Source organism: Thalassovita sp. (genome assembly GCF_963691685.1).
In the GTDB taxonomy this organism is placed as follows: domain Bacteria; phylum Pseudomonadota; class Alphaproteobacteria; order Rhodobacterales; family Rhodobacteraceae; genus Thalassobius.
In genome coordinates, this window is sequence record NZ_OY829290.1 from 3709601 (window position 1) to 3731792 (window position 22192).

Consider the following 22192-nt stretch of genomic DNA (forward strand, 5'->3'; position numbering starts at 1 on the left):
TTAGCTCCCCATCCGGTCTTCGAGGCGTTGCACCATCTGGGTTGGCACCTGCTCTTCTTTCAGGGCGTTCAGGATGCGCTCCTTGGCATCGACCGGCATTCGTTTGTTGGCCTCAACAAAGGCAACCAATTTGGCGCGGCGTTCTGCGGTCAGCGCGACGGTCTGCGGCTCATCTGTCGCCGCTTCAGCACCGGCGGGGGCCAGAGGCCGCACTTTGATCCCGGCGCCCAACAAGGGCGTGCGTTCCTTGACCACCTGACGCCCGGCAAGGCCACGCGCGCGTACCAAAACGTCATCGCCCTGACGCCGCAGCAGTGTGACCTCCACGGCCTCAAGCCGGTCACCTTCGCCGATGATCAGCACGCGGCCATCGCTGCCAAGTGCTTTGGACGGCAGCTGAACCACCCGATCCAGCGGCGGCTCCTCCACTGCGACGGTGACAAAATCACCGGGTTTCATGCCGCGCGGACTGTCAAGCGTGGCGAAAATCAAACGGCCGCTTTGGCCTTCGGCCACCGCTGCACTGTCACGGCTAAGCTGCCCTTTGGTCGACAGGTCGATGCCGCTCACATCCAGTGAGACTTCAACCGGGGCCGGACGCAGACGGCCGGCGTCATCCAGCAGGCGCGCGTACTGTGCGGTATAAACGCGGAAGGCCACCTCCAGCGTTTGCCCATCCACCAGCTGTGCCAATTGTTCGTTGGTGTTGACCAGCCCGCCGGCCACAACCGAAACATCCGAAAGCGTGCCGTCAAATTCTGCCCGGAGCACCGTGTCATCCAAATTCCGTTGCGCTTCGTCCCGGGCAATGGTAGCGCGGGCCAGACCGGTGGCGGCCTTGTCCACGCGGGCCTCAGCCTGGGCCAGTGACTGACGGCGGGTGACCACGGATTGACGCGCCGAGGCTGCGGCCAGTTCCGCGGTTTCCACGGCTGTATCTGTTACAACGCCACGGGCCTGCAGCCCCTGTTGCCGCTCAAACGCTTTTTGGCGCAGGGCCGCCTGTTCCTGCGCTGCGGTCAGATCCGCCTGGGCCAGTTCCAGGGCGCGGTCGGCATCGCGGGTTTCAGCCTCACTGTCCTGCAAATCCGCCTGGGCGCGGTCCAAGGCGGCCTGCGCGTCCACCGGATCGATCCGCAGAAGCATCTGACCGGCCGACACAACGCCGCCTTCGGTCATGTTATCGGCTAGTTCCACCACCGGGCCTGAGACAGCAGCGCGCAGTACCAAGGAGCGGCGGCTTTCGATCTGGCCATAGGCCTGCAGGGTCGGCGAAACGGTTTGGGGTTCAGCAGTGAGAACAGATACAGCAAAGACGCGTTCGCGGCCCTGACCACGGCGACTGTCCTGTTCCAGGCTGTCTTCGACGGCGCCCCGCACCAGCGTTACGGCGTAAAATAACAGGCCGATGGTGACGGCCATGAGGAAAAGCCCGGTAAGGCTTTGTCGCAGAAAACGCATGTCTCTTCCCTTGCGCACAACGTGTAAGGCCCTGTCAAATAGGTAAATCCCGATCTGACAAAGCCAAGTCTAGGTACTGATACGAGCGAAAATTTTATTTCCGTCGCTGATGTTCGTCTAAACGTGGAAAAATTTCCACGAAGTTGCAGGGACGGTGGCGATAGTCCAGTTGCAACGCCAGAATGTCGTCCCAGGCATCTTTGCAGGCGCCGGGGCTGCCGGGCAGCGCAAAGAGGTAGGTGCCGCCCGCAACCCCGCCGGTGGCGCGGCTTTGCACGGCGGAGGTGCCGATCTTCTGCATCGAGACTATGGTGAAGACGGTGCCAAATGCCTCAATCTCTTTTTCATAGACGTCGCGATGGGCTTCGACGGTCACATCGCGACCGGTCAGACCGGTGCCGCCTGTGGAAATGATAACATCCACCTCCGGGTCGGCGATCCAGGCCCGCAGCTGATCTGCAATTTCACCCCGTTCGTCGCGAATGATCTTGCGGTCTGCCACGATGTGACCCGCGCCTTCGATCCGGCCAACCAGCGTATCGCCCGAGCGATCCTCACTCAGCTCGCGGGTGTCCGATACCGTCAGCACGGCAATCCGCACCGCAATGAACTCTTTGCTTTCGTCGATACGCGACATCTCTTTACCCTCGTTCCAGCAGGGCAAGGCGCAGTGCCAGCCCGGCAAAAATCCCTGCGCTCACGCGGCCCAGCCAGCGGGCAAAGCCCGGGCTTCGCGTCAGGCGGCGGCCAATGCCGCCGGCGAAGACGCCGACCAGCCCGTTCACGATAAAGCCCCCCAGCGCCAGCACCGCGCCAAATATCAGAAACTGCATCAAAACTGCCCCGCGTGTGGGATCCACGAACTGTGGTACGAAGGCCAGCACGAAGAGGATCACTTTGGGGTTGGTAAGGTTCACCAGCAGCCCTTCCTTAAAGGCGCGCAGGGCTGGGGCGGGCGCGGCGGTGGCATCCAGCGGGCCCTGCCGCAGCGACTGCCAGGCCAGAAACAGCAGATAGGCCACACCGATCCAGCGGATCACATCAAAGGCCCAGGGCAGCGCCGCAATCAGCGCCGACAGTCCCAGACCTGCCAAGGCGGCATGCACAAAGGCGCCCACGGAAATACCGGCGCTGGCCGCAACTGCCGGCCGCGCGCCCGAGCGCAGGCCCTGCCCCAGGCAAAACATCATATCGGCCCCCGGCGTCAGGTTCAGCGCCAAAGCTGCAGGAACAAAGGTCAGTAGGACAATCGGATCAACACTCATAGGGCATCCAGTTTGGCGCGCAGGGACAGCAGATCGGCCCAGGCATCACGTTTGGCATTGGGATTTCGCATCAGCCGTTCCGGGTTCATCATCGGCAATGCAGGGATAGCTGGCCCGCCGGTCACCTGCACTTCGGTCCATTGCCCGCGCAGACGGGAGATGCCCCGTTTGGCCAGCAACGCCTGACAGGGCAGATTGCCCATCAGCACAATGACCTCAGGCTTTTGCAAGGCGATGTGGCGTTCCAGAAACGGCTTCATCATCGCCACCTCAGCGGGGGAGGCATCGCGATTGGTCGGGCCGCGCCACGGCAAGACGGTGGTCAGATAGGCCGCCGCGGCACCTTCGCCACTTCGGGACAGGTTGATTGCGGCCAGCATCTTATCCAGCAATGCGCCGGTGCGCCCCGCGAAAGGGCGGCCTTCCCGGTCTTCATCGCGGCCCGGTGCTTCGCCGATCACCATCACCCGGGCGTCCACGCTGCCTTCGGACAGGATCAGCTGGCGGGCCGCCTGTTTCAACTCGCAATGCTCAAAACCTTCAAGCGCCGCGCGCAGCCCTGCCAGATCCTGCGCTGCTGCGGCCAGTTTCTTGGCATCAGCGACGGGATCTACCTTGGGTTTCGCAACGGGCGTGGGTGGGCGGCGTTTGCCATCAGGTCCGGCAGGCGCCTGTTTTGGCTGGCTTTGCTGCAATTCATAGCGGTTAACCGGTGCTTCAGACAGCACCTCATCGGCCCCCAGCTCAATCTGCCAGTCCAGCATGGCCAGAGCCACATGATAGTCGAGTGCCGATTCCACCTGTTCCATGCCGCCAAGCTAACCTGCCGAGCGGACAGGGAAAAGGGCGATCATTTCTGGCCGATTTTTGGCTCTTCGCCTTTGCGCAGACGGGAAATATTGGCGCGGTGCGTCCAGAAGATCAGCAGCGTCAGCGCAGCCCCCATAAACATCATGTCGCCATGCCCCAAAAGCACCATCCAGAAGGTTGAGGCCGCCGCAGCAACCAGCGCCGACAGCGAGGAAATGCGCCCAATCACCGCCGCCACCAGCCAGGTCACGCAGGAGGCCAGACCCACCGGCCATGCCAGGGCCAGCAACAGGCCAAGGAAGGTCGCAACGCCTTTGCCGCCTTTGAATTTCAGCCAGACCGGGAAGCAATGGCCGATGAAGGCTGCCAACCCAGCCAGCTGCGCCGCATCTTCACCCGCAAAGGCACGGGCCAGCAGAACGGCCACTGCCGCTTTGCCGCCATCCAGGATCAGTGTCAGCGCCGCCGCCTTCTTGCTGCCGGTACGCAGGACATTGGTGGCGCCGATGTTACCAGAACCGATGTCGCGCAGATTGCCCAGCCCCATCACAGCCGCCAGCACCATCCCAAACGGAATGGAGCCCAGCAGGTAGCCAATCACCCCCCAGAGGCCCAGGGTCGGAACAGAGGACAGGATTTCAGGCATTTACAGATCTCCGAAGACAGGTTTGCCGTTCACAATTGTTGCCAGCACCTTGCCCTGCAACCGCTGCCCGTCAAAGGGGGTATTTTTCGATTTCGACTGCAGTTTGAACCGATCCATCACAAATGGCGCATCCGGGTCAAACAACACCAGATCCGCCGGTGCCCCGTTTGACAACCGCCCGGCCGCCAGACCCAGACGGTTTGCCGGGTTCAGCGCCATGGCGCGCCACAGTTGCGGCAGCGTCAGATCGCCCGAGTGATAAAGCCGCAGAACTGCAGGCAGGAAGGTTTCCAGCCCCACCGCGCCGCTGGCGGCTTCCTCAAACGGCAGGCGCTTGCTTTCCTCATCCTGGGGGGTGTGGAAGGAACTGATCACGTCAATCAACCCGTGGCGCAATGCCTCTACGATGGCCAGACGATCGTCCTCAGCCCGCAAGGGCGGCTTCACCTTGAAGAAGGTGCGGTAGTCAGCGACGTCAAATTCATTCAGCGTCAGATGGTGGATTGAGGTGCCCGCCGTCACATCCAGACCGTTGTTTTTCGCCCGTTCCAGCGCCGGCAGCGCCCGTGCGGTGGTGATCTGGTCAAAATGATACTTCGCGCCTGTCATCTCCAGCAGGGCGATGTCACGATCTAGCCCCATCCGTTCCGCCATGGCCGAAACCGCGGGCAAGCCCCGCAAGGAGGCAAACTTGCCCGAGGTGACCGCCGCGCCTTTTGAAAGGATGGGTTCCTGCGGATGCCCCAGCACCAGCGCACCCAGCGATTTGGCGTAAGACAGCGCGCGCATCAGCACCTTGGTATCGGTGACCACATGATCGCAATCGGTGAAGGCCACGGCACCGGCATCCTGCAGAAAGCCGATTTCAGTCATTTCCCGGCCTGCACGGTCCTTGGTCAACGCAGCCATCGGCACCACATTGACCGGGGCTGCCTCCTGCGCGCGGCGGGTGACAAATTCCAATGTTTCGGGATTGTCGATGGTAGGCGTGGTGTCCGGGCGGGTCACAATAGTGGTGACGCCCCCGGCGGCAGCGGCCAGCCCCGCTGAGCGGAAGCTTTCCTTGTGCCGCTCGCCCGGCTCACAGACCTTAACGCCAATGTCCACGATGCCCGGCGCCAGGTATTTGCCCTGCCCGTCAACCACCTGCGCCCCATCAGGCACCGCCAGTTCCTGACCGTGACCGGCAATGACGCCGTCCTGCACCAACAGGGTGCCAAGGACCACATTGCCTGCCTCAGGATCCACAAGGTGCACATTGGTGAACAAGATCGTGGTCATGGGAAATCCTTCCTCTGAGGCAATGTTAGGCGTCTCTTATTGGGGTTCGGTCGTTGAGGAAAGGGCTAAGCGTTATCCGCTGAACGATCCTTCTGACGATCCGCGCGCTGGATGTCCCGCATCATGCGATACACGTCGCGCCCATCGGCAATGCGCTCAAACCCGATCGGCACCAGATACGAGCCATTTTTGGTCCGTTTGCGCTTGTTTGCAAAATGGACCGAGGCCAGCGGTTCATCGACAAACTCCAGCACCATTTCACGGGTGATCGGGTAGCTTTGCAGCTTCTTTCCGACAATTGGCATGTCCGATGCGATGAAGGCGCGTTGATTGGTCAGCGTGTACCAGGTGTGGCGGCGTTTGTAGGCCGGTCCCCAGATGCCGCCGAAACTGATGCCCACCCCGACGCTGAAATGCAGCAGGCCGAACATCCAGAACAGACCACCGGCCTGGCTGGCCATGATCATCCAGAACAGGGCAAAGCCGGCAAACATCAGACCGAAGAAAAACATCATCACATTGCGCGGGCGGAACACGATGGCGCCATCAGGGCGCCCTTGCCAGAGGATTTCTTCGCCGGGGTCCAACAGGCCTTCCCAGCCGCTTGTCTGTTCTGACATCTGTGACCTCCCTCTGCTGCCGTGACGGCTTAGCCTGCCACGGCTTTTGCGCGTTCTATCCGGGCAATAGTGTCATCCCGATCCTGTTGAAATTTCAACAGGTGTTTGTCGCCAGACAGGGTGACCACCTGCACGGCCGAACCCAGTTTGCGGATTTTGGCGATCTCACCCAGTCGCACGGCGCGGCCCTGGGGCCCCAAAAGGCGGGTTTCGGTCAGGTCCCACCGGGCCTTCAACTCATCCGAGGCCAGATAAAATCCACGTACCGCAATGGCTGCCAAACCGCCAATGGCCCCGGTCCAGACATGTGGATTGCCCAGCAACATCAGTATCGCCATGCCACAGCCCATCGCCCCTGCTGCCAGCCAAGCATGATCGCGCCAATAGGCCGAACCGCTGGGGTAGAAGGAATGCAGGACGGTTTCCCCATCCTCTAGGGCGGTGGTTGGTGTCATCTCAGGCTGCATCAATTTCCTCCTGCCACGGCGGCATAAACCGCGATCAACCCCAGCAGGACCATCACGGCCACCAGCCAGGCGACCCAGCGCGGGGCTTTCACAGGTTCGGCCGGGGGCGCATCCGCCAGTTGGCCTTTGGCTGCCTCAGATCGCAGCGGGGTAAATTCCAGATCGGGGATATCTTCGTCCCAGGCACCGACAGGCGTCAGCACCTCCGCCGGCTGAAGGGTCAGCACCTGATCCCGGAAGGCACCGGGATAAAGCAGCAGCACAACACCGCTCAGCGCTTCCAGGCGGGCGCGGTCAGGCTCCACCGCCTCGGCGGGCAACCCGTTGGCCTTGACCAAGTAATTCACCAGACCGAAGTTCGACAGATCCTCAAGATCAAACACCTCAACCCGGGTGGCATCAATAGCTGGCGCGCCAAGGATGTCGGCCAGATAGCCTTCAGCCAGTCCCGGCTCTGCCTCAGCGAGGATGGCCTGCAACCGGTCCAGTTCAGCCCGGTCGGCCGCAACGCTGAACATGCGCACACCGCGCAGCTCATCCGGCCGGACAGAGAGGAGATCCATCATGTTCCGGCCCCTTCGCGGGATAATCGCCCGTCAGCCATCAGCTGATCCACACCATCAAGCCAACAAAGATAAACATGACCAAAAGCGCGATCGAGGCCACGCGGCCCGACATACGCGGATCTTTGGGATCTTCCATAATCAGACCTCCACTTCTTTGGTTGCTGCACGCGCCGCCCGCAGGTTGCGTGCCAAAAGGTCCATCGCCGCCATACGTACGGCTACACCCATTTCGACCTGTTCCTGAATGACCGAGCGGTTGATGTCATCGGCAATGGTGCCGTCAATTTCCACGCCACGGTTCATCGGTCCAGGGTGCATGACGATGGCGTCGTCTTTGGCGTGGCTCAGCTTTTCAGCGTCCAGACCATAGCGATGGTAATACTCACGCTCAGACGGGATGAAGCCACCGTCCATCCGCTCTTTCTGAAGGCGCAGCATCATCACAACATCAACGTCTTTCAGGCCTTCCTCCATGTCGTGGTAGACCTCAACGCCGAACTGATCGATCTGCGAGGGCATCAGGGTCGGCGGGCCAACCAGACGCACGCGGTTTTCCATTTTACCCAAGAGGATCAGGTTCGAACGGGCTACACGGCTGTGGGCAATGTCACCACAGATCGCGATGTTCAGGCGATGCAACCGGCCCTTGGCACGGCGAATTGTCAGCGCGTCCAGCAGGGCCTGCGTGGGGTGTTCATGCTTGCCGTCACCGGCGTTCAACACCGCGCAATTCACCTTCTGCGCCAGCAGGTCCACTGCGCCGGAATGCGGGTGCCGCACCACCAGCAGATCAGGGTGCATCGCGTTCAGGGTCAGCGCCGTATCAATCAGGGTCTCACCCTTTTTGATCGAAGACGCTTGCATCGCCATGTTCATCACATCCGCCCCCAGACGTTTGCCCGCCAGTTCAAAACTGGCCTGCGTCCGGGTGGAGTTTTCAAAGAACATATTGATCTGCGTCAGCCCCTGCAGCGCGTCAGAGTGTTTCTGCTCGCGGCGGTTGAGGTCAACATATTGGTCCGCCAGATCCAGAATGGCGGTGATTTCCATCGGATGCAGGGGCTCGATCCCCAGAAGGTGCTTCTGCGTAAAACTCATGGCCCTCTCCAATGCGGTGTTTGCCCGCTTATAGGAAGCCGGGGACCACGGGGCAAGGCAACGCTGCGGCGCTGCGGCAGTTTGCGGCCCGTTCCCGCAGTGGTCTGGTTAACGCGCCTGCTCACGCATCCCTCACCAGATCGTGTATCCCCTTCTGCGCACAGGCTTTTTGCAGATCCAAACACTCAATTCATGTTGTTTTGAATGTGAGCGCCGCTTGGTCCATCTGGGGATCAAGGCACCGCAATTACGCTGCCTTTTGCACATTGACCGGCCGTATCGGAATTACGCTGAACGGCCCTACTTCAAAGGAATGACATCATGAACGCAATCAAATCGCTCATCGGCGGTCTTGCCGTAACCGTAGCGCTGACCAGCACCGCCTTTGCCGCGGGTGTGGACGTTAACGCCACCTCCACCGGCCTGGCCCTGCGCGGCTATGATCCGGTTGCTTATTTCACCCTGGGGGAACCGACCCCCGGCGACTGGCAGATCACCTCAACCTACGCAGATGCAACCTACCGCTTCGTCTCGGAAGAGCACAAGGCCAAGTTTGACGCCAATCCTGAGGCCTATGCCCCCCAGTACGGTGGCTACTGCGCCTTTGGCACTGCGATGGGCTTCAAGTTCGACGGCGATCCTGAGATCTGGAAGATCGTCGACGGTGAGTTGTTCCTCAACCTGTCCAGCGGCGTTCAGGCCCGTTGGGAAGAGGACGTCACCGGTTTCATCGACACCGCCGATGTAAAATGGGGTGAGATCGAGTTCAAAGATCCGGCCGAGCTGCAGAACTAAAGCGGCTCTCACTCACGGAGAGGCGGTCCCGGTTTCGGGGCCGCCTTTTCTTTTGCCTTTTCGCCTAGGGCTGGCGAATGGATTGCGCGTAGGACAGATCCGGGTAGGCCTGATCGGCCCCCGTCGGCAAAAGCGCCGCGTCGAACCGGGATTGCATATCGCCCTCCCCGCCCAGTACACCAAGATCCTCAAGGTAATGCGGCAGGCGGCCTGACAGGATCAGGCTCAGATCCATTGGCAGGTCCGATTTTAAGGTCCGCGCCAAACCATAGACCACCGTTGTGCAATTGGCGGCAATCGTATTGTAAAACTGCGGCTGCTGTTCCAGATCCTGAGCCAGTTCAACGTAAGACATGAACATGTCGCGGCGCTGTTCTGCGGTCAGGGTGACCGGGAAACGGCGCACCGCCTCCCCGCGATGATCGACACGCAACTGCACGATGTCACGCTCCTTGGCGCCGATCAGGACCAGTTCAAACTGGCGGAAGAACCCGCCAATCTCATTAAAGACCTCATGAGCTTCGCGGCGAATTTCCACCGAAAACGCAACATGTTCGCCATCTGCAAATCCGAAACTGACCAAGAGATGCGCGATGTCAGGATTGCTCCAGACCGAGGTGAACATATCGACGCTGGTCAATTGCGTCAGGTCATAGCTTTGCGCGACCCAGCGCTCCTGCGCGGTGTTGCGGTCCTGCCAGTCAAAATCCCTGAGGTTCGACAGGGTGACGATATCGCCAGCCACACGGGCCTGCACCCCGTGGGCCACGTCAGCGGCCCATTCACGGTCATGGCGCGGCTGGATTGTCTGGTACCAGCCCAGCACCACCAGGGCCGTCAGCGACCAAAGCCCCCAGGCCAGCCGCCGTTTGTGACGCTGCAATATCCAAGCGCCGAGTGCCGAAGCAAAAATCCCAACAAGAAGCACCACACGCAGAAGCCCAGATGCGTTTAACCAGATGGCCATCGCTGACCAGAGTGTGAGGGCCAAGATCGCAAAAAACAGGATCAAGGAAGGAAGAAAACGGATAAAAAAATGTGTCATGCTATGCTTCTAGGCCGCTGCAGCGCGCAGGTAAATGCACTGCGCACCATGCTAGAGGGTCACGCCGTGCACTTCCCACAAAAATTAAGGCAACACGCCTAGGGCAGCAGCCGTTCCAGCGCGGTGCCATTTTCCCATGTACCATGTAGCTGACCGCTGGGCATACGCACATAGACAACCGGATACTGGCTGCCCCAATCCACCCAGATCACATCGCCATTGCGGGTGCCTGATCCCAAGTAGGTCGAGGCGCCAACGCGCCAGTTGAACTGCACGGCATTGCCCTGTTCGGAAATCACCACGGTGCCGCTATAGGCGGAGCCATCGGGATTGCGCCCTTCGACGCGATATTGCCCGGCAACCGATTGCGCCAAAGCCATGCCGGCAACCGTGCTGAGTGCGGCGCCCAGAACCAGCGCCCTGCGGATACGATCAAATGCCATCAACAAACCCTCCTGAAAATCTGTCGCCTATCTTGGCACAGATTTCCCAAAGGCCGGGTGTGATTTCTGCCGCGCGACGAAAAAGGGCGCGATCTGCATCAGATCCCGCCCCTTCAAATCGGTGTACGGTGTGCACCGATCAGTAGCTGTATTCGCCGTAGATCTTGCTCAGATCGCCGTCCCAGTCGCCGTGGTAGCGCGCCAGCAGCTCATCCGCGGGCACTTGACCGGTTTCCACCGATTCCTTCAGGGCGTTGAGGAAATGCGTCTCATTCGGCACCAAGCCCCCGGTGCCCTCTTTGGCGCGGGCCACCAGCCCTGATTCTGAGATTTTCAGAACCTCGCGGGCCAGATCGTGCATGTTGATGTTGCCGACCTGCGCCTGCAACCCGTCAACCGAGGCCGCAACGCGCAACGCTTCGCGGGTTTCTGCATCCCAGCCTTTGGCAAGATCCCAGGCCGCATCGAGCGAAGACTGATCATACATCATCCCCACCCAGAAGGCCGGCAAGGCACACAGACGACGCCAAGGGCCGCCATCGGCACCGCGCATTTCCATGTATTTCTTGATCCGCGCCTCAGGGAAGGCTGTGGTCAGGTGATCCGCCCAATCGCTGAGCGTCGGCACCTCACCAGGCAGCGCGGGCAATTCACCTTTCAGGAAGTCCCGGAACGACTGGCCCAGCGCGTTGATGTATTGGCCGTCGCGGTAGACAAAATACATCGGCACATCCAGCGCATAGTCGACATAGCGTTCAAAGCCCATGCCGTCCTCAAACACGAAAGGCAGCATGCCGGTGCGCGCGTCATCAAGGTGGCGCCACACGTTCGAGCGCCAGCTTTTGTGCCCGTTGACCTTGCCGTCAAAGAAGGGGGAATTGGCAAAAAGCGCAGTCGCCACCGGCTGCAGCGCCAGTGCCACGCGGAACTTCTGTACCATGTCGGCCTCTGACGCGAAGTCGAGGTTCACCTGTACGGTGCAGGTCCGGTACATCATGGATTTCCCCATGGTGCCAACCTCATCCATGTAGGAGGTCATCAGCTTATAGCGGCCCTTGGGCATCACCGGCATCTGCTCATGGTTCCAGATCGGGGCGGCGCCCAAACCGATGAAGCCCACACCCACCTTATCGGCGATGTCTTTGACGTCTTTCAGGTGCTGGTTCACCTCATCACAGGTCTGGTGAATGCTTTCCAGCGGCGCGCCCGACAATTCCAGCTGCCCGCCCGGTTCAAGCGAGACATTGGCACCGTCTTTTTGCAGGCCGATCAGCTTGCCCGCCTCTTCAACCGGCTGCCAGCCATGGCCATCGCGCAGCCCTTCCAGAACGGCCAGCACGGACCGTTCGCCTTCATAAGGGATCGGCTTCAGCGTGTCCTTGCAGTAGCCGAACTTCTCATGCTCGGTGCCGATGCGCCAGTCGTCCTTTGGCTTGCAGCCAGACGCCAGAAATTCAGCCAGCTGGTCACGATGTTCGATTGGCCCGCCGCCGGATTGAGGAATGGACATGGCTTGCTCCGTTGTTGCTGCGTGTCGCCGCTATGGTCAGGCAGATATTCACATATTCAGGCCGCAAGACTTGTGGCCAATATAGAAGATTGTCAATGCAGCTTGCGCATCTCAACATGCCACAACAGCACGTCCTCAGCGAGCGGCTGATCCAGCGCCGCCTGAACCACCTTCATATCAAGGCTCGGCAGGTTCGAGAACACGTCAAACAGCGCATCTGCGCCCTCGGCGTTCACGGGAATGTCAAGCGGCGTGGTGTCTTGCGCCAGCAGATACCAATTCTTGGATCCATCGTCATTGACCACCATGCGGATCGAAACCAGCCCCGCAATGGCCAGGGTGCCGCCGGTTTCGGGCCCGAAATAGGCCACGCGGCCTTCGTCCACGGTCACGACGCCCGCGCCACCGCCGCCACGGTCAAACCGCGCACGACGCACCGACAGGACAATCCAGACCACGCCCAGAATCGTAATCAAGGCCCCCAGCGCTTTGAAAATGCCAAATGAGGTCAGCAGCCAATGCAGACCCAGCGCCGTCATCAAGACCGCGATCAGCACCTCGCGCCAGCGGCGCAGCCCTTCGGCAGCTTCGGGTCGCATAAAGCTCATCTTCAGGATCCTATGGTCACAGGTTCTTTCAACACGGCCACACGGTAGCTGCCAACGCGCTGAAATCCAATGGATTCATATGCCTTTGAGGCCGCATCATTGTTGGAAAACAAAATCGCGGTTTTGACACCGTCTTGGCGCGCCTCGGCCAGATGGGCCGCAACCACCTGCCGTCCGTAGCCCCGGTTGCGCTGCTCTGGCGGGGTATAAACGCCGCCGATCTGCACCATATCTTCAAACCGGGCATTGAAGGCCGTCATCGCCACCGGCCTGCCCTCAACGATCAGCAGGCGGGTCACATCGCCCTTGATTGCATTCACCGCACGTTCAATCGCTTTGGTCGCCATATCCGGGCCGCCACCTAGCCCGGTGTCCTGCATATAAGCCAGAAACCACTGCATCAGCAGATCGATGTCCAATGTTTCAGGCGCGCGCAGGGTCACCTGCGGTGGGTCCAGCTGTGAAAGCTCCAACCGATAAAGCGGCTCCGCGTGGTTGAGGGAGAAGAGATCGGCGGGCAGTGCCAGCGCGTCGATCGCCTGCAACACCTGAGCGCCAGATCCGGTGATGCCGCTGATCCTGCGCCCCGCAACACCACGGGCAAAGGCCTGCCATTCCGCCGGGCCAGCCTCAGGCGCCTGACACATGGCGTAGCCTTCGTTGGTCACCCCAAAGGTCCCCATGATCTCACCCTGCTTCATCTGCACCAGAAAGAAAGTGCCATGCGGATGGTCCAGATTGCCGATCCCTGCTGTGGCAAGGTTTGAGCGCAGAAACATCGAGCTGTTTGGATGGCGCGCCAGAAACGCGCCCAGCGCGGGGGCATCATCCATCACGGCAGGGCGGATCATCTGCGGCCTCCCACTCTCACCTCAAAAGGAATCGCTTACCAATCCCCGAGATGCTGCTGCCAAACGGTCAAAGCTGCAACCGCCGCCGTATCTGCGCGTAGAATACGCGGGCCCAGGCTGATCACATGGGCAAAGGGCAACGCGTGCAGGCGTTTACGCTCGCCTTCGGAAAAGCCACCTTCGGGACCGATCAGGATGGCCCATTTGTCACCGCCGGTTTTCTCTGCCTCGCCCAGCGCCTTGCCGGCGCCGACCTCAGCTTCGTCACAAAAGACCAGCTGTCGATCCGCGGGCCAATCGGCGAGCACCCGGTCCAGCCGCTGCAAATCGCACACCTCAGGCACATAGGTGCCGCCGCATTGCTGCGCCGCCTGCACCGCGTGATCCTGTAGCCGGTCCTGGCGGATCCGTTCGGAATTGGTGAACTCCGTCTGGACAGGCAGGATCCGCGCTGCGCCCATTTCAGCCGCCTTTTCGACGATGAAATCCGTGCGCGCCTTTTTGATCGGGGCAAACAGCAGCCACAGGTCCGGCGGCATCTGCAACGGGCGGGTTTGTTCAACGCAGCTCAGCTCACCACCGCGTTTGCCCGCCTGTTCCACCCGCGCGCGCCATTCGCCGTCAACGCCATTAAACAGCGCCAGTTCCGCCCCCACCTTCTGGCGCATCACGCCAAACAGGTAATGGGCCTGCCCCTGGTCCAAGGGAACCGATTGCCCCGGCCCCAAGGGATGATCTACATAAAGACGGATTTTGATGCTCATGGAGCCATTCTTATGCCCGACCACCCCCATATGCCAGAGCCTAAAGGCCAAGTTTCGGATGCTGTCACAGGCAATTGGGTGGATCATCTGGCCCCGGCCTGGAGCCGCCCCTATCTGCGGCTCAGCCGGGCGGATCGCCCAATCGGGACGTGGCTGTTGCTACTGCCCTGCTGGTGGGGGCTGTTGCTGGCGATGTTGCATGACGGTCAGGCACGCTGGCACGATCTGTGGATCTTTGTCGGCTGTGCCATTGGCGCGTTTTTGATGCGCGGTGCAGGCTGCACCTGGAATGACATCACCGACCGCAAGTTTGACGCCGCGGTGGAACGCACCCGGTCACGGCCCATCCCTTCAGCCCAGGTCTCGGTCCGTCAGGCACTGGTCTGGATGGCGCTGCAATGCCTGATTTCGCTGGCCATCCTGCTGAGCTTTAATCTGGCTGCGATCATCGCGGGTTTTGTCTCGGTCGTGCCGGTGGCGATCTATCCTTTTGCCAAACGGTTCACCTGGTGGCCGCAGGTGTTTCTGGGTGTCGCCTTTAACTGGGGTGCGCTGCTGGTTTGGATTGCCCATACCGGATCGCTGCATCCGGCGGCGATAGTCCTTTATCTCAGCGGCATCGCCTGGACGCTGTTCTATGACACGATCTATGCCCATCAGGACAAAGAGGATGACGCGCTGATCGGGGTGAAATCCACCGCCCGGCTGTTTGCCGAAGAAACCCCGAAATGGTTGAAACGGTTTTTGATCCTGTCGGTTCTGTTGATGGCCGGCGCGGTTGTGCTGGCGATGACGGGTGGGCAGGACACGCCCTTTGCCATTCTGGTGGCCCTGCTGGCACCCTGGGGGTTCGGGGCCCATATGGTCTGGCAAATGCTGCGGTTGGATACGGAAAACACAGCCGTTTGCCTGCAGCTTTTCCGCTCAAACCGCGACACAGGGCTGATCCCCTTGCTGTTTTTCGCCGGTGCGCTGCTGATTTGATTGCGATGTGGGGCGACGCGCCCTAAACATCTTGCGACCAAGACTAAATGACCGGACGACATGCGACTGTCTTCGTATCTACTTATTGCGGCCCCTTTCGGCATCGCCGCCGCCCTGAGCGTTGCTGCCGCCGGCGGGATCGCGAACATCATCGAAGACAGCTCTGAGCTGTCGATCCGCAACGGACTGGATGACGCTGGCCTGACCTGGGCCGAAGTGCACGCCGATGGGTTGCAGGTTATCCTCACCGGCACTGCCCCCTCAGAGGCGCAGCGGTTCAAAGCGGTTTCAACCGCCGGCGGGCTGGTCGATGCAGCCCGTGTCATCGACCAAATGGATGTTGCCGACAGTGAAGCGCTTGCTCCGCCACGTTTCTCAATTGAGATCCTGCGCAACGATATGGGGCTGTCGCTGATCGGATTGATTCCTGCCGGCACCGACCGCGCCGCCCTGATCGACGCGGTGCGCAAGATCACCGAAGATGGCAAAGTCTCCGACCTGTTGCAGACAGCCGATTACCCGGTGCCGAAAGGCTGGGACCGTTCGGTGGGTTACGCCATTGATGCGCTGCGCCTGCTGCCGCGTTCCAAAATCTCAATCGAGGCGGGCAAAGTTTCAATCACCGCGATGACCGACAGCGCCGAAGATCAGCGCATGATGGAACGTGAACTGACCCGCAAGGCGGATATGGAGTTGGTGCTGAACCTCTCAGCCCCGCGCCCGGTTCTGACCCCCTTCACCCTGCGGTTCCTAATTGAGGATGGCGCTGCGCGGTTTGATGCCTGTTCCGCAGACAGCGAAGCTGCCGCCGCGCGTATCCTGACCGCCGCGAAGGCCGCAGGTCTGACCAGCACCGCGCCCAGCTGCACGGTTGGCCTTGGCGTGCCCTCCCCCCGTTGGGCTGAGGCGGCCGAAAAATCCATCGCAGCTTTGGCCGAAATTGGCGGTGGCACGGTCACCTTCAACGATGCTGACGTCTCCCTCGTGGCCGAACTTGGCAGCGATCAGGCGCGGTTTGACCGGGTGATCGGCGAATTGGAAAACAGCCTGCCGCCTGTCTTCTCACTGCATTCTGACCTGCCCCAGCCGGTGGCTGCAGAAGAGGCCACCGAAGCGCCCGAATTCACAGCCACGCTTTCCCCTGAGGGGCAGGTGCAACTGCGTGGGCGCATGGGCGGCGAACTGGCCCGCAACGCGGTCGAAAGCTTTGCCACTGCCCGTTTTGGCAGCGCCAGCGTGCATAACGCGGCCCGACTGGATGAGGCGGTGCCGGCCAACTGGTCGCTACGCGTTCTGGCCGGTCTTGAGGCATTGTCACTGCTGTCAAACGGTGTGGTGATCGTGGGCCCTGACCTGATCACCGTTTCTGGCAACACGGGTCGCGAAGATGCTTCGGCCCGGATTGCAGGTTTTCTGGCGCAGAAACTGGGGGACACGCAGCGCTTTGATATCAAGGTCACCTATCTGGAAAAACTGGACCCGATCGCCTCCCTCCCCTCGCCCGAGGAATGTGAGATGCGGATCAACGATATCCTGAAAACCCGCAAAATCACCTTTGAGCCCGGCTCGGACACCCCGGCCGCCTCCGCCCAGGCAGTACTGGATGATATCGCCGCTGTGCTGAAGGAATGTGGTGACGACATCAAGTTTGAGATCGGTGGCCACACCGACAGTCAGGGCCGCGAAAGCATGAACCAGGCGCTCAGCCAGGCCCGTGCCGCTGCGGTACTCACCGGTCTGCGCGAACGCCGCCTGCTGACCGCCGCCTACCGCGCCGTCGGCTATGGTGAGGCGCAGCCGATTGCCGACAACGACACCGAAGAAGGCCGCGAAGCCAACCGGCGGATTGAGTTCAAGCTGATCCGGCCCGAAGCCAGCACGCCCGAAGGTGAAAGCACGCTGGATGCGGTCGCCGCCGACACCCCTGCTGCGGGCGCAAGCGCTGACAACGCTGCAGACACCACTTCTGACAGCACGCAACAAACAGAAGACACCCCGGCCACGGACGCGGCCGCTGAGACGACAAGCGAAGGGAACTGAGCCTAATGGAGCGCACTCAATTCATCATGGCCACCGCGATCATCCTTTTTGTTGCCTTCTGCATGGGCTGGTTTGCCTTCTGGCTGATCCATCGCTTCACCCAGGTGTCGAAATCCGACATTGGTGAGCTGGACCGGATGGCGCAGGAGCTGCATGAAGCGGAAGAGACCCGCGATCAGGCGATCACCTATCTGCAACAGCGTGAGGCCGAGCTGACCACCCAGCTGAGCCAGACCGAAGCGGAACTTTCCGCCACAATGGAAGGCCTGCGCGAGGCCCGCCATGAGGCCGAAGAACTGCGCGCCTATATCGAGCGCACCAATCAAGGTTAATCCCGCGTTCACCTGAGAGAATTCAACAGGGCCGCAAGACGCGGCCCTTATTTGTTAATGCTCAGTTGCAGGACCACACGGCAAGCTCACTCGCCCTCGCCGCGCTCCAACCCGTCCAGTTCGTTCAGCAGGTCCAGCAGCTGCTCCAGCTTTTCTTCGCCCATGCTGTTTTTCAGCCAGGCGTTCAGACGGCGGCTTTCCTGCAGGTTGTCTAGAATCAGCTGGCGCCCGGCATCGGTGATGCGGATCTGTTGTTTGCGCCGGTCGGTTGGGTGCGGTTCACGGGTGATCATACCCTTGCCTTGCAGGGTCTGCAGGATCCGCGTCAGCGACGGCAGCAACAGGCAGGAATGTTCTGCAATCTCCGTCGGGTCCAGCACGCCGCGTTCTTCCAGCACCCGCAAAACCCGCCACTGCTGTTCCGTTACACCGGCATCGGTCAGCATCTGACGGATTGGCCCCATGACCTTCTCTCGGGCCCGCAACAGCGCGATTGGCAAGGAGCGGTGGGTCAGGGGTGGCAGGGTGGCTTCAGTTTCCATACGGGCGGAGCGCCTCCGATTGTCGCAGTCTGTGGTCTTAAGGGTTGTGACTTTAACCCGGTTTTCCTTATCACGTTAAGCAAATCTTTGCATCAGGCCAAGTTGATCCTGTGCCCGCAATTCCCCGGTGCTGACATCGCGCCGCCTGCATGCATATTGATTGAGCGATAAAGGGCGGTTGCGCCAGTGAAAGGACACGGGATGATCAATGAGCTAGCAGCGCTGGTGGGCGAAGCAAATGTGATGCAGGGCGAAGACATGGCGCGTTGGTCCAGTGACTGGACCGGGGCCTATCGATTCAGCCCGCTGGCCGTTGTGCGCCCCGGCTCCACCGCCGAGGTCGCTGCCGTCGTGAAATGGGCCAATGAAACCGGCACAACGATTGTCCCGGTGTCCGGCAACACGGGTCTGGCCGGTGGCACCCGCGCAGATGGTGCCGTGATGCTGTCCCTTGACCGGATGAACCAGATCCGGGATCTGCGCCCTGAGGCCCGGGTGGCGATTGTGGAGGCCGGGGTGATCCTGTCCAACCTGCATGATGCGGCGGATGCAGTCGATATGATCTTCCCGCTGACCTTTGGCGCCAAAGGTTCAGCCATGATCGGGGGCTGCCTGTCGACCAATGCCGGGGGTTCGAACGTGCTGCGCTATGGCAATACGCGGGATCTGGTGCTGGGGATTGAGGCCGTGATGCCCACCGGAAAGGTGGTTGAGATCATGAGCGAACTGCACAAGGACAACTCGGGCTATAATCTCAAACACTTGCTGATCGGCGCCGAGGGCACGCTGGGTATCATCACCGCCGCGGTGCTGAAACTGCACCCGAAACCCGGCGCCTATGCCACCGCGATGGTGGCCACCCCGTCGCTGGATGAGGCGCTGGTGCTGTTGAACCGCCTGCAAGAGGCCACAGGTGGTGCTGTTGAGGCCTTTGAATACATGCCCCGCCGTCACATTGAGGTGCATCAGCAGATCAGCCCAAGTGCCCGCGAACCCTTTGAGACGCCGCAAGACATCAACATTCTGGTCGAAGTGGGCGCCACTGCCCCGCGTGACTGCACGGTGGGCGAGGACGGCCAAACCCCAATCGCGGCCTATCTGGAGGAAACCCTGATGGGCATGTTCGAAGAGGGCATGCTGCTGGATGCCGTGGTTGCGCAGAGTGAGGCGCAGCGTCAGGAAATGTGGGAACGGCGCGAGGCCTCGGCAGAGATCGCGATGTCGCGCAAACCCTTTATCGCCAATGACATCGCTGTGCCGTTGGACAAGGTGGCGCCGTTCCTCAAAACGATGGCGCAGCGTCTGCCGGAACTGGACCCGGCGGCCGAGGAAATTGTGGTGGCCCATCTGGGCGACGGCAATGTGCACTATACCGTCTGGCAGTCGTCCGAAGATGCCGCATTGCGTGACAGCATCATGGAAGCGGTCGAAGATGTGGCGCTGAGCTTTGGCGGGTCCTTCTCGGCCGAGCATGGCATTGGCACCTCCAAGCTGCCGTCGATGCAACGGCGCAAGAACCCTGCTGCGATTGCCGCGATGAAGGCGATCAAGGCGGCGCTTGATCCCAAGGGGATTTTGAACCCCGGCAAGCTGTTGCCGTGACCCCTGCGCTCAAGATTTAGTTGACTACGTCAATTAACATGTGAATTAATCAGCGCAGAACTGTAGGTTTTGAAGGCCCTGAAAAGGCAGACGAAAGGAATGCGCTGATGACCCAACCCCTTGTGATGATTGCCGGTGGCGGCATCGGCGGCCTGTCTGTTGCGCTGACCCTCACGCAGATCGGTGTGCCCTGCGTGGTGTTTGAGGCGGTGCCTGAGTTGAAGCCGCTGGGCGTCGGCATCAACCTGCAACCCAACGCGGTGCGTGAGCTTTATGATCTGGGTATCGGCGCCGAGGATCTGGATCAGGTCGGCGTGCCCACCAAGGAATGGGCGCTGGTTGGCCGCAACGGCAATGACATCTACGCCGAACCACGCGGTCTGCTGGCTGGTTACAACTGGCCGCAATACGCGGTGCATCGCGGCGAATTTCACATGTTGCTTTACCGCAAACTGGTCGAACGTGCGGGCGAAGGTGTCGTGCGGCTGGGCCAGCGGGTTGTGGGCTATGAAAACAACGCAGACGGATCGGTCACTGCGATCATCGAACAGCGCGATGGCACGACCTTGCGCGAAACGGGCACCTTGCTGATCGGCTCTGACGGTATTCACTCCCGCGTGCGGGCGCAGATGCATCCCGACCAGCCGCCAATCCAATGGGGCGGCATTGTCATGTGGCGCGGCACCACTTTGGCGAAACCACATCGCACCGGATCGTCCTTCCTTGGGCTTGGCAGTGACAAACACCGGATGGTGATCTACCCGATCTCCTACCCTGATCCTGCCACCGGTCTGGCCTGGATCAACTGGATCGCCGAGATCACGCTTGAGGACACTGAAGGCTATGACGTCTCCAGCTGGTTCCGTCAGGCGCAGCTTGATGAGTTCAAACACCATTTCGACGGTTGGACCTATGACTGGATGGATGTGCCGGCGCTGCTGAATGGCTCCACCGTGGCCTATGAAAACCCGATGATTGACCGCGATCCGGTGCCCTACTGGGTGGATGGCGCGGCCTGTCTGATGGGGGACGCGGCCCATGCGATGTATCCAACGGGCTCAAACGGCGCCAGTCAGGCGGTGATTGATGCGCGCGAACTGGGTATTGCGATGCTGGAACATGGGGTAACACGGGCAGCAGTGCAGGCGTTTAATGATAAACTCTGCGGTCCGGTGTCAGAGCTGATCCTGCGCAATCGCGGTGCTGGTCCCTTTGGCCTGCTGAATATGGTGGAGGACCGCTGCGGCGGCGAATTTGACGATATCGACACGGTGATCCCAGCCGCCGAGCGGGCCGAGTTCATGGCCAAATACAAATCCGCCGCAGGCTTTGCGATTGAGACGCTGAACAATGCGCCCCGCATGATTGCCGAAGGGGCGCGGGTGAAACTGTAAGCGGACCGACACGGACGCCTTGGGTTTCTGTGACAAACAAAAAGGGCGGGATCTTCCCCGCCCTTTGTCATTCTTGCCTGGCTTAACCGCGCCAGCTGAAGAAATCCGGCCCCGCCTGCGCCAGCATATCCTTGGCCATCGCCTTGCCCAGCGCCGCCCCGTCGGAGATGGCGCAGGTACGCTCATCCCGGATCACCTCGGACCCGTCAGGGCGCAGCACCTCGCCACGCAACCGCAGCTGACCACCTTCCAAAGTCGCCAGACCCGCAATCGGGGTTTCGCAGGAGCCGTCCAATGCCGCCAGGAACGCGCGCTCGGCCGCCAGACGCTGGCCGGTTTCTACGTGATGCAATGCCGCCAGCATTTCGCCCGCACGGTCATCATTCTCACGCCGTTCGATCCCGATGGTGCCCTGCGCGATGGCGGGCAGCATATCCTCAGGATCAATGGCGGACCGCGCTACATCCGCCTTGCCCAGCCGGTTCAGACCCGCCTTGGCAAGGAAGGTCGCCTCCGCCACGTCATCCTCCAGTTTTTTCAGACGGGTCTGCACGTTGCCACGGAACTCCACCACTTTCAGATGTGGGAAGCGGTTCAGCAGCTGGGCACGACGGCGCAGCGAAGAAGAGCCGACAACCGCGCCCTCAGGCAGATCCTGCAGGCTTTCATATTTCAGCGAAACAAAAGCATCGCGCACGTCTTCACGCGGCAGGAAAGTGTCCAGCACCAGCCCTTTGGGCTGTTCCACCGGCATATCCTTGGTCGAGTGCACCGCAATGTCGATGCCACCATCCAGCATGGATTGCTCAATCTCTTTGGTGAACAACCCCTTGCCGCCCAGCGTTTTCAACGGCGTATCCGTTTTGATCAGCGCCATGTCATCGCCGGTGGTTTTGATCACCACCACCTCAAAGGCCGCCTCAGGCAGGTCATAAGCCGCCATCAGGCGATCGCGGGTCTCATAGGCCTGCGCCAGTGCCAGTGGCGAGCCTCGGGTGCCAATTTTCAAGGGCGATGCGGGGGTGGGCAATGTCAAAGTCATGGCCGAAGCCTTAGCCCCAGCCGCCG

At 60.8% G+C, this 22192-nt stretch carries 24 protein-coding genes; 6 read left to right on the forward strand and 18 right to left on the reverse strand.

Annotated features, from left to right (window positions below):
• The 10 genes from ACORLH_RS17795 to ACORLH_RS17840 form a co-directional block, all read right to left on the reverse strand.
• Nucleotides 1-1461 (reverse strand): efflux RND transporter periplasmic adaptor subunit, encoded by a 1461-nt coding sequence (locus ACORLH_RS17795; RefSeq protein WP_321829704.1) that lies wholly within the window; start codon nt 1459-1461, stop codon nt 1-3.
• A gap of 94 nt (nt 1462-1555) precedes the next feature.
• The gene (moaB, locus tag ACORLH_RS17800; protein ID WP_321829705.1) at nt 1556-2098 is read right to left on the reverse strand and encodes a molybdenum cofactor biosynthesis protein B; all 543 of its coding nucleotides are present in this window, start codon (nt 2096-2098) and stop codon (nt 1556-1558) included.
• 4 nt (nt 2099-2102) lie between these two features.
• Complete coding sequence (locus ACORLH_RS17805; RefSeq protein ID WP_321829706.1) at nt 2103-2726, reverse strand: LysE family translocator; 624 nt, start codon at nt 2724-2726, stop codon at nt 2103-2105.
• A complete protein-coding gene (locus ACORLH_RS17810) occupies nt 2723-3526 on the reverse strand; it encodes a uracil-DNA glycosylase (protein ID WP_321832849.1) in 804 nt (267 codons plus the stop codon). The genes ACORLH_RS17805 and ACORLH_RS17810 overlap by 4 nt, the downstream gene beginning before the upstream one ends.
• 50 nt (nt 3527-3576) lie before the next feature.
• Nucleotides 3577-4182, reverse strand: coding sequence for a glycerol-3-phosphate 1-O-acyltransferase PlsY (gene plsY, locus ACORLH_RS17815; RefSeq protein WP_321829707.1), 606 nt, complete (start codon nt 4180-4182; stop codon nt 3577-3579).
• Nucleotides 4183-5463, reverse strand: coding sequence for a dihydroorotase (gene pyrC / locus ACORLH_RS17820; RefSeq protein ID WP_321829708.1), 1281 nt, complete (start codon nt 5461-5463; stop codon nt 4183-4185).
• Nucleotides 5464-5528: 65 nt separating this feature from the next.
• The gene (locus ACORLH_RS17825) at nt 5529-6083 is read right to left on the reverse strand and encodes an aspartate carbamoyltransferase catalytic subunit (protein WP_321829709.1); all 555 of its coding nucleotides are present in this window, start codon (nt 6081-6083) and stop codon (nt 5529-5531) included.
• Nucleotides 6084-6112: 29 nt separating this feature from the next.
• Nucleotides 6113-6550: a hypothetical protein gene (locus ACORLH_RS17830; RefSeq protein WP_321829710.1), complete on the reverse strand. Its 438-nt coding sequence runs from the start codon at nt 6548-6550 to the stop codon at nt 6113-6115.
• On the reverse strand, nt 6550-7116 hold the full coding sequence (locus ACORLH_RS17835) for a hypothetical protein (protein WP_321829711.1): 567 nt from the start codon (nt 7114-7116) through the stop codon (nt 6550-6552). The genes ACORLH_RS17830 and ACORLH_RS17835 overlap by 1 nt, the downstream gene beginning before the upstream one ends.
• Before the next feature lie 138 nt (nt 7117-7254).
• Nucleotides 7255-8214, reverse strand: coding sequence for an aspartate carbamoyltransferase catalytic subunit (locus ACORLH_RS17840; RefSeq protein WP_321829712.1), 960 nt, complete (start codon nt 8212-8214; stop codon nt 7255-7257).
• A 321-nt stretch (nt 8215-8535) separates the two neighbouring features.
• Here ACORLH_RS17840 and ACORLH_RS17845 point away from each other — a divergent pair, with 321 nt between their 5' ends.
• Nucleotides 8536-9009, forward strand: coding sequence for a YHS domain-containing (seleno)protein (locus tag ACORLH_RS17845; protein WP_321829713.1), 474 nt, complete (start codon nt 8536-8538; stop codon nt 9007-9009).
• Between the two features lie 64 nt (nt 9010-9073).
• On the opposite strand, the gene ACORLH_RS17850 is transcribed toward ACORLH_RS17845, so the two are convergent.
• From ACORLH_RS17850 to ACORLH_RS17875, 6 genes are all read right to left on the reverse strand, one after another.
• Nucleotides 9074-10054: a DUF4105 domain-containing protein gene (locus ACORLH_RS17850; protein WP_321829714.1), complete on the reverse strand. Its 981-nt coding sequence runs from the start codon at nt 10052-10054 to the stop codon at nt 9074-9076.
• A gap of 98 nt (nt 10055-10152) precedes the next feature.
• A complete protein-coding gene (locus tag ACORLH_RS17855) occupies nt 10153-10497 on the reverse strand; it encodes a hypothetical protein (protein WP_321829715.1) in 345 nt (114 codons plus the stop codon).
• A gap of 139 nt (nt 10498-10636) precedes the next feature.
• A complete protein-coding gene (locus tag ACORLH_RS17860) occupies nt 10637-12007 on the reverse strand; it encodes a glutamate--cysteine ligase (RefSeq protein ID WP_321829716.1) in 1371 nt (456 codons plus the stop codon).
• 92 nt (nt 12008-12099) lie between these two features.
• Entirely contained in the window at nt 12100-12615 is a 516-nt protein-coding gene (locus tag ACORLH_RS17865) for a hypothetical protein (RefSeq protein WP_321829717.1), read from the reverse strand.
• Nucleotides 12616-12617: 2 nt separating this feature from the next.
• Nucleotides 12618-13466: a GNAT family N-acetyltransferase gene (locus ACORLH_RS17870; RefSeq protein ID WP_321829718.1), complete on the reverse strand. Its 849-nt coding sequence runs from the start codon at nt 13464-13466 to the stop codon at nt 12618-12620.
• A 35-nt stretch (nt 13467-13501) separates the two neighbouring features.
• Nucleotides 13502-14230 (reverse strand): 16S rRNA (uracil(1498)-N(3))-methyltransferase, encoded by a 729-nt coding sequence (locus tag ACORLH_RS17875; protein ID WP_321829719.1) that lies wholly within the window; start codon nt 14228-14230, stop codon nt 13502-13504.
• A 12-nt stretch (nt 14231-14242) separates the two neighbouring features.
• Here ACORLH_RS17875 and ubiA point away from each other — a divergent pair, with 12 nt between their 5' ends.
• Genes ubiA through ACORLH_RS17890 form a run of 3 tightly spaced genes read left to right on the forward strand, consistent with a single transcriptional unit; the run spans nt 14243 to nt 17586 of the window.
• Nucleotides 14243-15214, forward strand: coding sequence for a 4-hydroxybenzoate octaprenyltransferase (ubiA, locus tag ACORLH_RS17880; protein WP_321829720.1), 972 nt, complete (start codon nt 14243-14245; stop codon nt 15212-15214).
• 60 nt (nt 15215-15274) lie between these two features.
• Nucleotides 15275-17254 carry an OmpA family protein gene (locus ACORLH_RS17885; protein ID WP_321829721.1) on the forward strand — a complete coding sequence of 660 codons (1980 nt, stop codon included), beginning with the start codon at nt 15275-15277 and terminating at the stop codon, nt 17252-17254.
• 5 nt (nt 17255-17259) lie between these two features.
• On the forward strand, nt 17260-17586 hold the full coding sequence (locus ACORLH_RS17890; RefSeq protein ID WP_321829722.1) for a hypothetical protein: 327 nt from the start codon (nt 17260-17262) through the stop codon (nt 17584-17586).
• Nucleotides 17587-17672: 86 nt separating this feature from the next.
• On the opposite strand, the gene hpaR is transcribed toward ACORLH_RS17890, so the two are convergent.
• Nucleotides 17673-18128 (reverse strand): homoprotocatechuate degradation operon regulator HpaR, encoded by a 456-nt coding sequence (hpaR, locus tag ACORLH_RS17895; RefSeq protein ID WP_321829723.1) that lies wholly within the window; start codon nt 18126-18128, stop codon nt 17673-17675.
• Between the two features lie 201 nt (nt 18129-18329).
• Between hpaR and ACORLH_RS17900 the strand changes: the two genes are divergently transcribed.
• Together ACORLH_RS17900 and ACORLH_RS17905 are read left to right on the forward strand one after the other, a co-directional pair.
• The gene (locus ACORLH_RS17900; RefSeq protein ID WP_321829724.1) at nt 18330-19730 is read left to right on the forward strand and encodes an FAD-binding oxidoreductase; all 1401 of its coding nucleotides are present in this window, start codon (nt 18330-18332) and stop codon (nt 19728-19730) included.
• Nucleotides 19731-19837: 107 nt separating this feature from the next.
• On the forward strand, nt 19838-21124 hold the full coding sequence (locus ACORLH_RS17905; protein WP_321829725.1) for a flavin-dependent oxidoreductase: 1287 nt from the start codon (nt 19838-19840) through the stop codon (nt 21122-21124).
• A gap of 82 nt (nt 21125-21206) precedes the next feature.
• Here ACORLH_RS17905 and hemC read toward each other — a convergent pair whose 3' ends face one another.
• Nucleotides 21207-22166 carry a hydroxymethylbilane synthase gene (gene hemC, locus ACORLH_RS17910; RefSeq protein WP_321829726.1) on the reverse strand — a complete coding sequence of 320 codons (960 nt, stop codon included), beginning with the start codon at nt 22164-22166 and terminating at the stop codon, nt 21207-21209.
• Between the last annotated feature and the right edge of the window lie 26 nt (nt 22167-22192).

Coding starts and splice junctions, on each gene's coding strand:
- ACORLH_RS17795 (WP_321829704.1), bottom strand. CDS start 1,461: ATGCGTTTTCTGCGACAAAGCCTTACCGGGCTTTTCCTCATGGCCGTC.
- moaB (WP_321829705.1), bottom strand. CDS start 2,098: ATGTCGCGTATCGACGAAAGCAAAGAGTTCATTGCGGTGCGGATTGCC.
- ACORLH_RS17805 (WP_321829706.1), bottom strand. CDS start 2,726: ATGAGTGTTGATCCGATTGTCCTACTGACCTTTGTTCCTGCAGCTTTG.
- plsY (WP_321829707.1), bottom strand. CDS start 4,182: ATGCCTGAAATCCTGTCCTCTGTTCCGACCCTGGGCCTCTGGGGGGTG.
- pyrC (WP_321829708.1), bottom strand. CDS start 5,463: ATGACCACGATCTTGTTCACCAATGTGCACCTTGTGGATCCTGAGGCA.
- ACORLH_RS17825 (WP_321829709.1), bottom strand. CDS start 6,083: ATGTCAGAACAGACAAGCGGCTGGGAAGGCCTGTTGGACCCCGGCGAA.
- ACORLH_RS17830 (WP_321829710.1), bottom strand. CDS start 6,550: ATGCAGCCTGAGATGACACCAACCACCGCCCTAGAGGATGGGGAAACC.
- ACORLH_RS17835 (WP_321829711.1), bottom strand. CDS start 7,116: ATGATGGATCTCCTCTCTGTCCGGCCGGATGAGCTGCGCGGTGTGCGC.
- ACORLH_RS17840 (WP_321829712.1), bottom strand. CDS start 8,214: ATGAGTTTTACGCAGAAGCACCTTCTGGGGATCGAGCCCCTGCATCCG.
- ACORLH_RS17845 (WP_321829713.1), top strand. CDS start 8,536: ATGAACGCAATCAAATCGCTCATCGGCGGTCTTGCCGTAACCGTAGCG.
- ACORLH_RS17850 (WP_321829714.1), bottom strand. CDS start 10,054: ATGACACATTTTTTTATCCGTTTTCTTCCTTCCTTGATCCTGTTTTTT.
- ACORLH_RS17855 (WP_321829715.1), bottom strand. CDS start 10,497: ATGGCATTTGATCGTATCCGCAGGGCGCTGGTTCTGGGCGCCGCACTC.
- ACORLH_RS17860 (WP_321829716.1), bottom strand. CDS start 12,007: ATGTCCATTCCTCAATCCGGCGGCGGGCCAATCGAACATCGTGACCAG.
- ACORLH_RS17865 (WP_321829717.1), bottom strand. CDS start 12,615: ATGAGCTTTATGCGACCCGAAGCTGCCGAAGGGCTGCGCCGCTGGCGC.
- ACORLH_RS17870 (WP_321829718.1), bottom strand. CDS start 13,466: ATGATCCGCCCTGCCGTGATGGATGATGCCCCCGCGCTGGGCGCGTTT.
- ACORLH_RS17875 (WP_321829719.1), bottom strand. CDS start 14,230: ATGAGCATCAAAATCCGTCTTTATGTAGATCATCCCTTGGGGCCGGGG.
- ubiA (WP_321829720.1), top strand. CDS start 14,243: ATGCCCGACCACCCCCATATGCCAGAGCCTAAAGGCCAAGTTTCGGAT.
- ACORLH_RS17885 (WP_321829721.1), top strand. CDS start 15,275: ATGCGACTGTCTTCGTATCTACTTATTGCGGCCCCTTTCGGCATCGCC.
- ACORLH_RS17890 (WP_321829722.1), top strand. CDS start 17,260: ATGGAGCGCACTCAATTCATCATGGCCACCGCGATCATCCTTTTTGTT.
- hpaR (WP_321829723.1), bottom strand. CDS start 18,128: ATGGAAACTGAAGCCACCCTGCCACCCCTGACCCACCGCTCCTTGCCA.
- ACORLH_RS17900 (WP_321829724.1), top strand. CDS start 18,330: ATGATCAATGAGCTAGCAGCGCTGGTGGGCGAAGCAAATGTGATGCAG.
- ACORLH_RS17905 (WP_321829725.1), top strand. CDS start 19,838: ATGACCCAACCCCTTGTGATGATTGCCGGTGGCGGCATCGGCGGCCTG.
- hemC (WP_321829726.1), bottom strand. CDS start 22,166: ATGACTTTGACATTGCCCACCCCCGCATCGCCCTTGAAAATTGGCACC.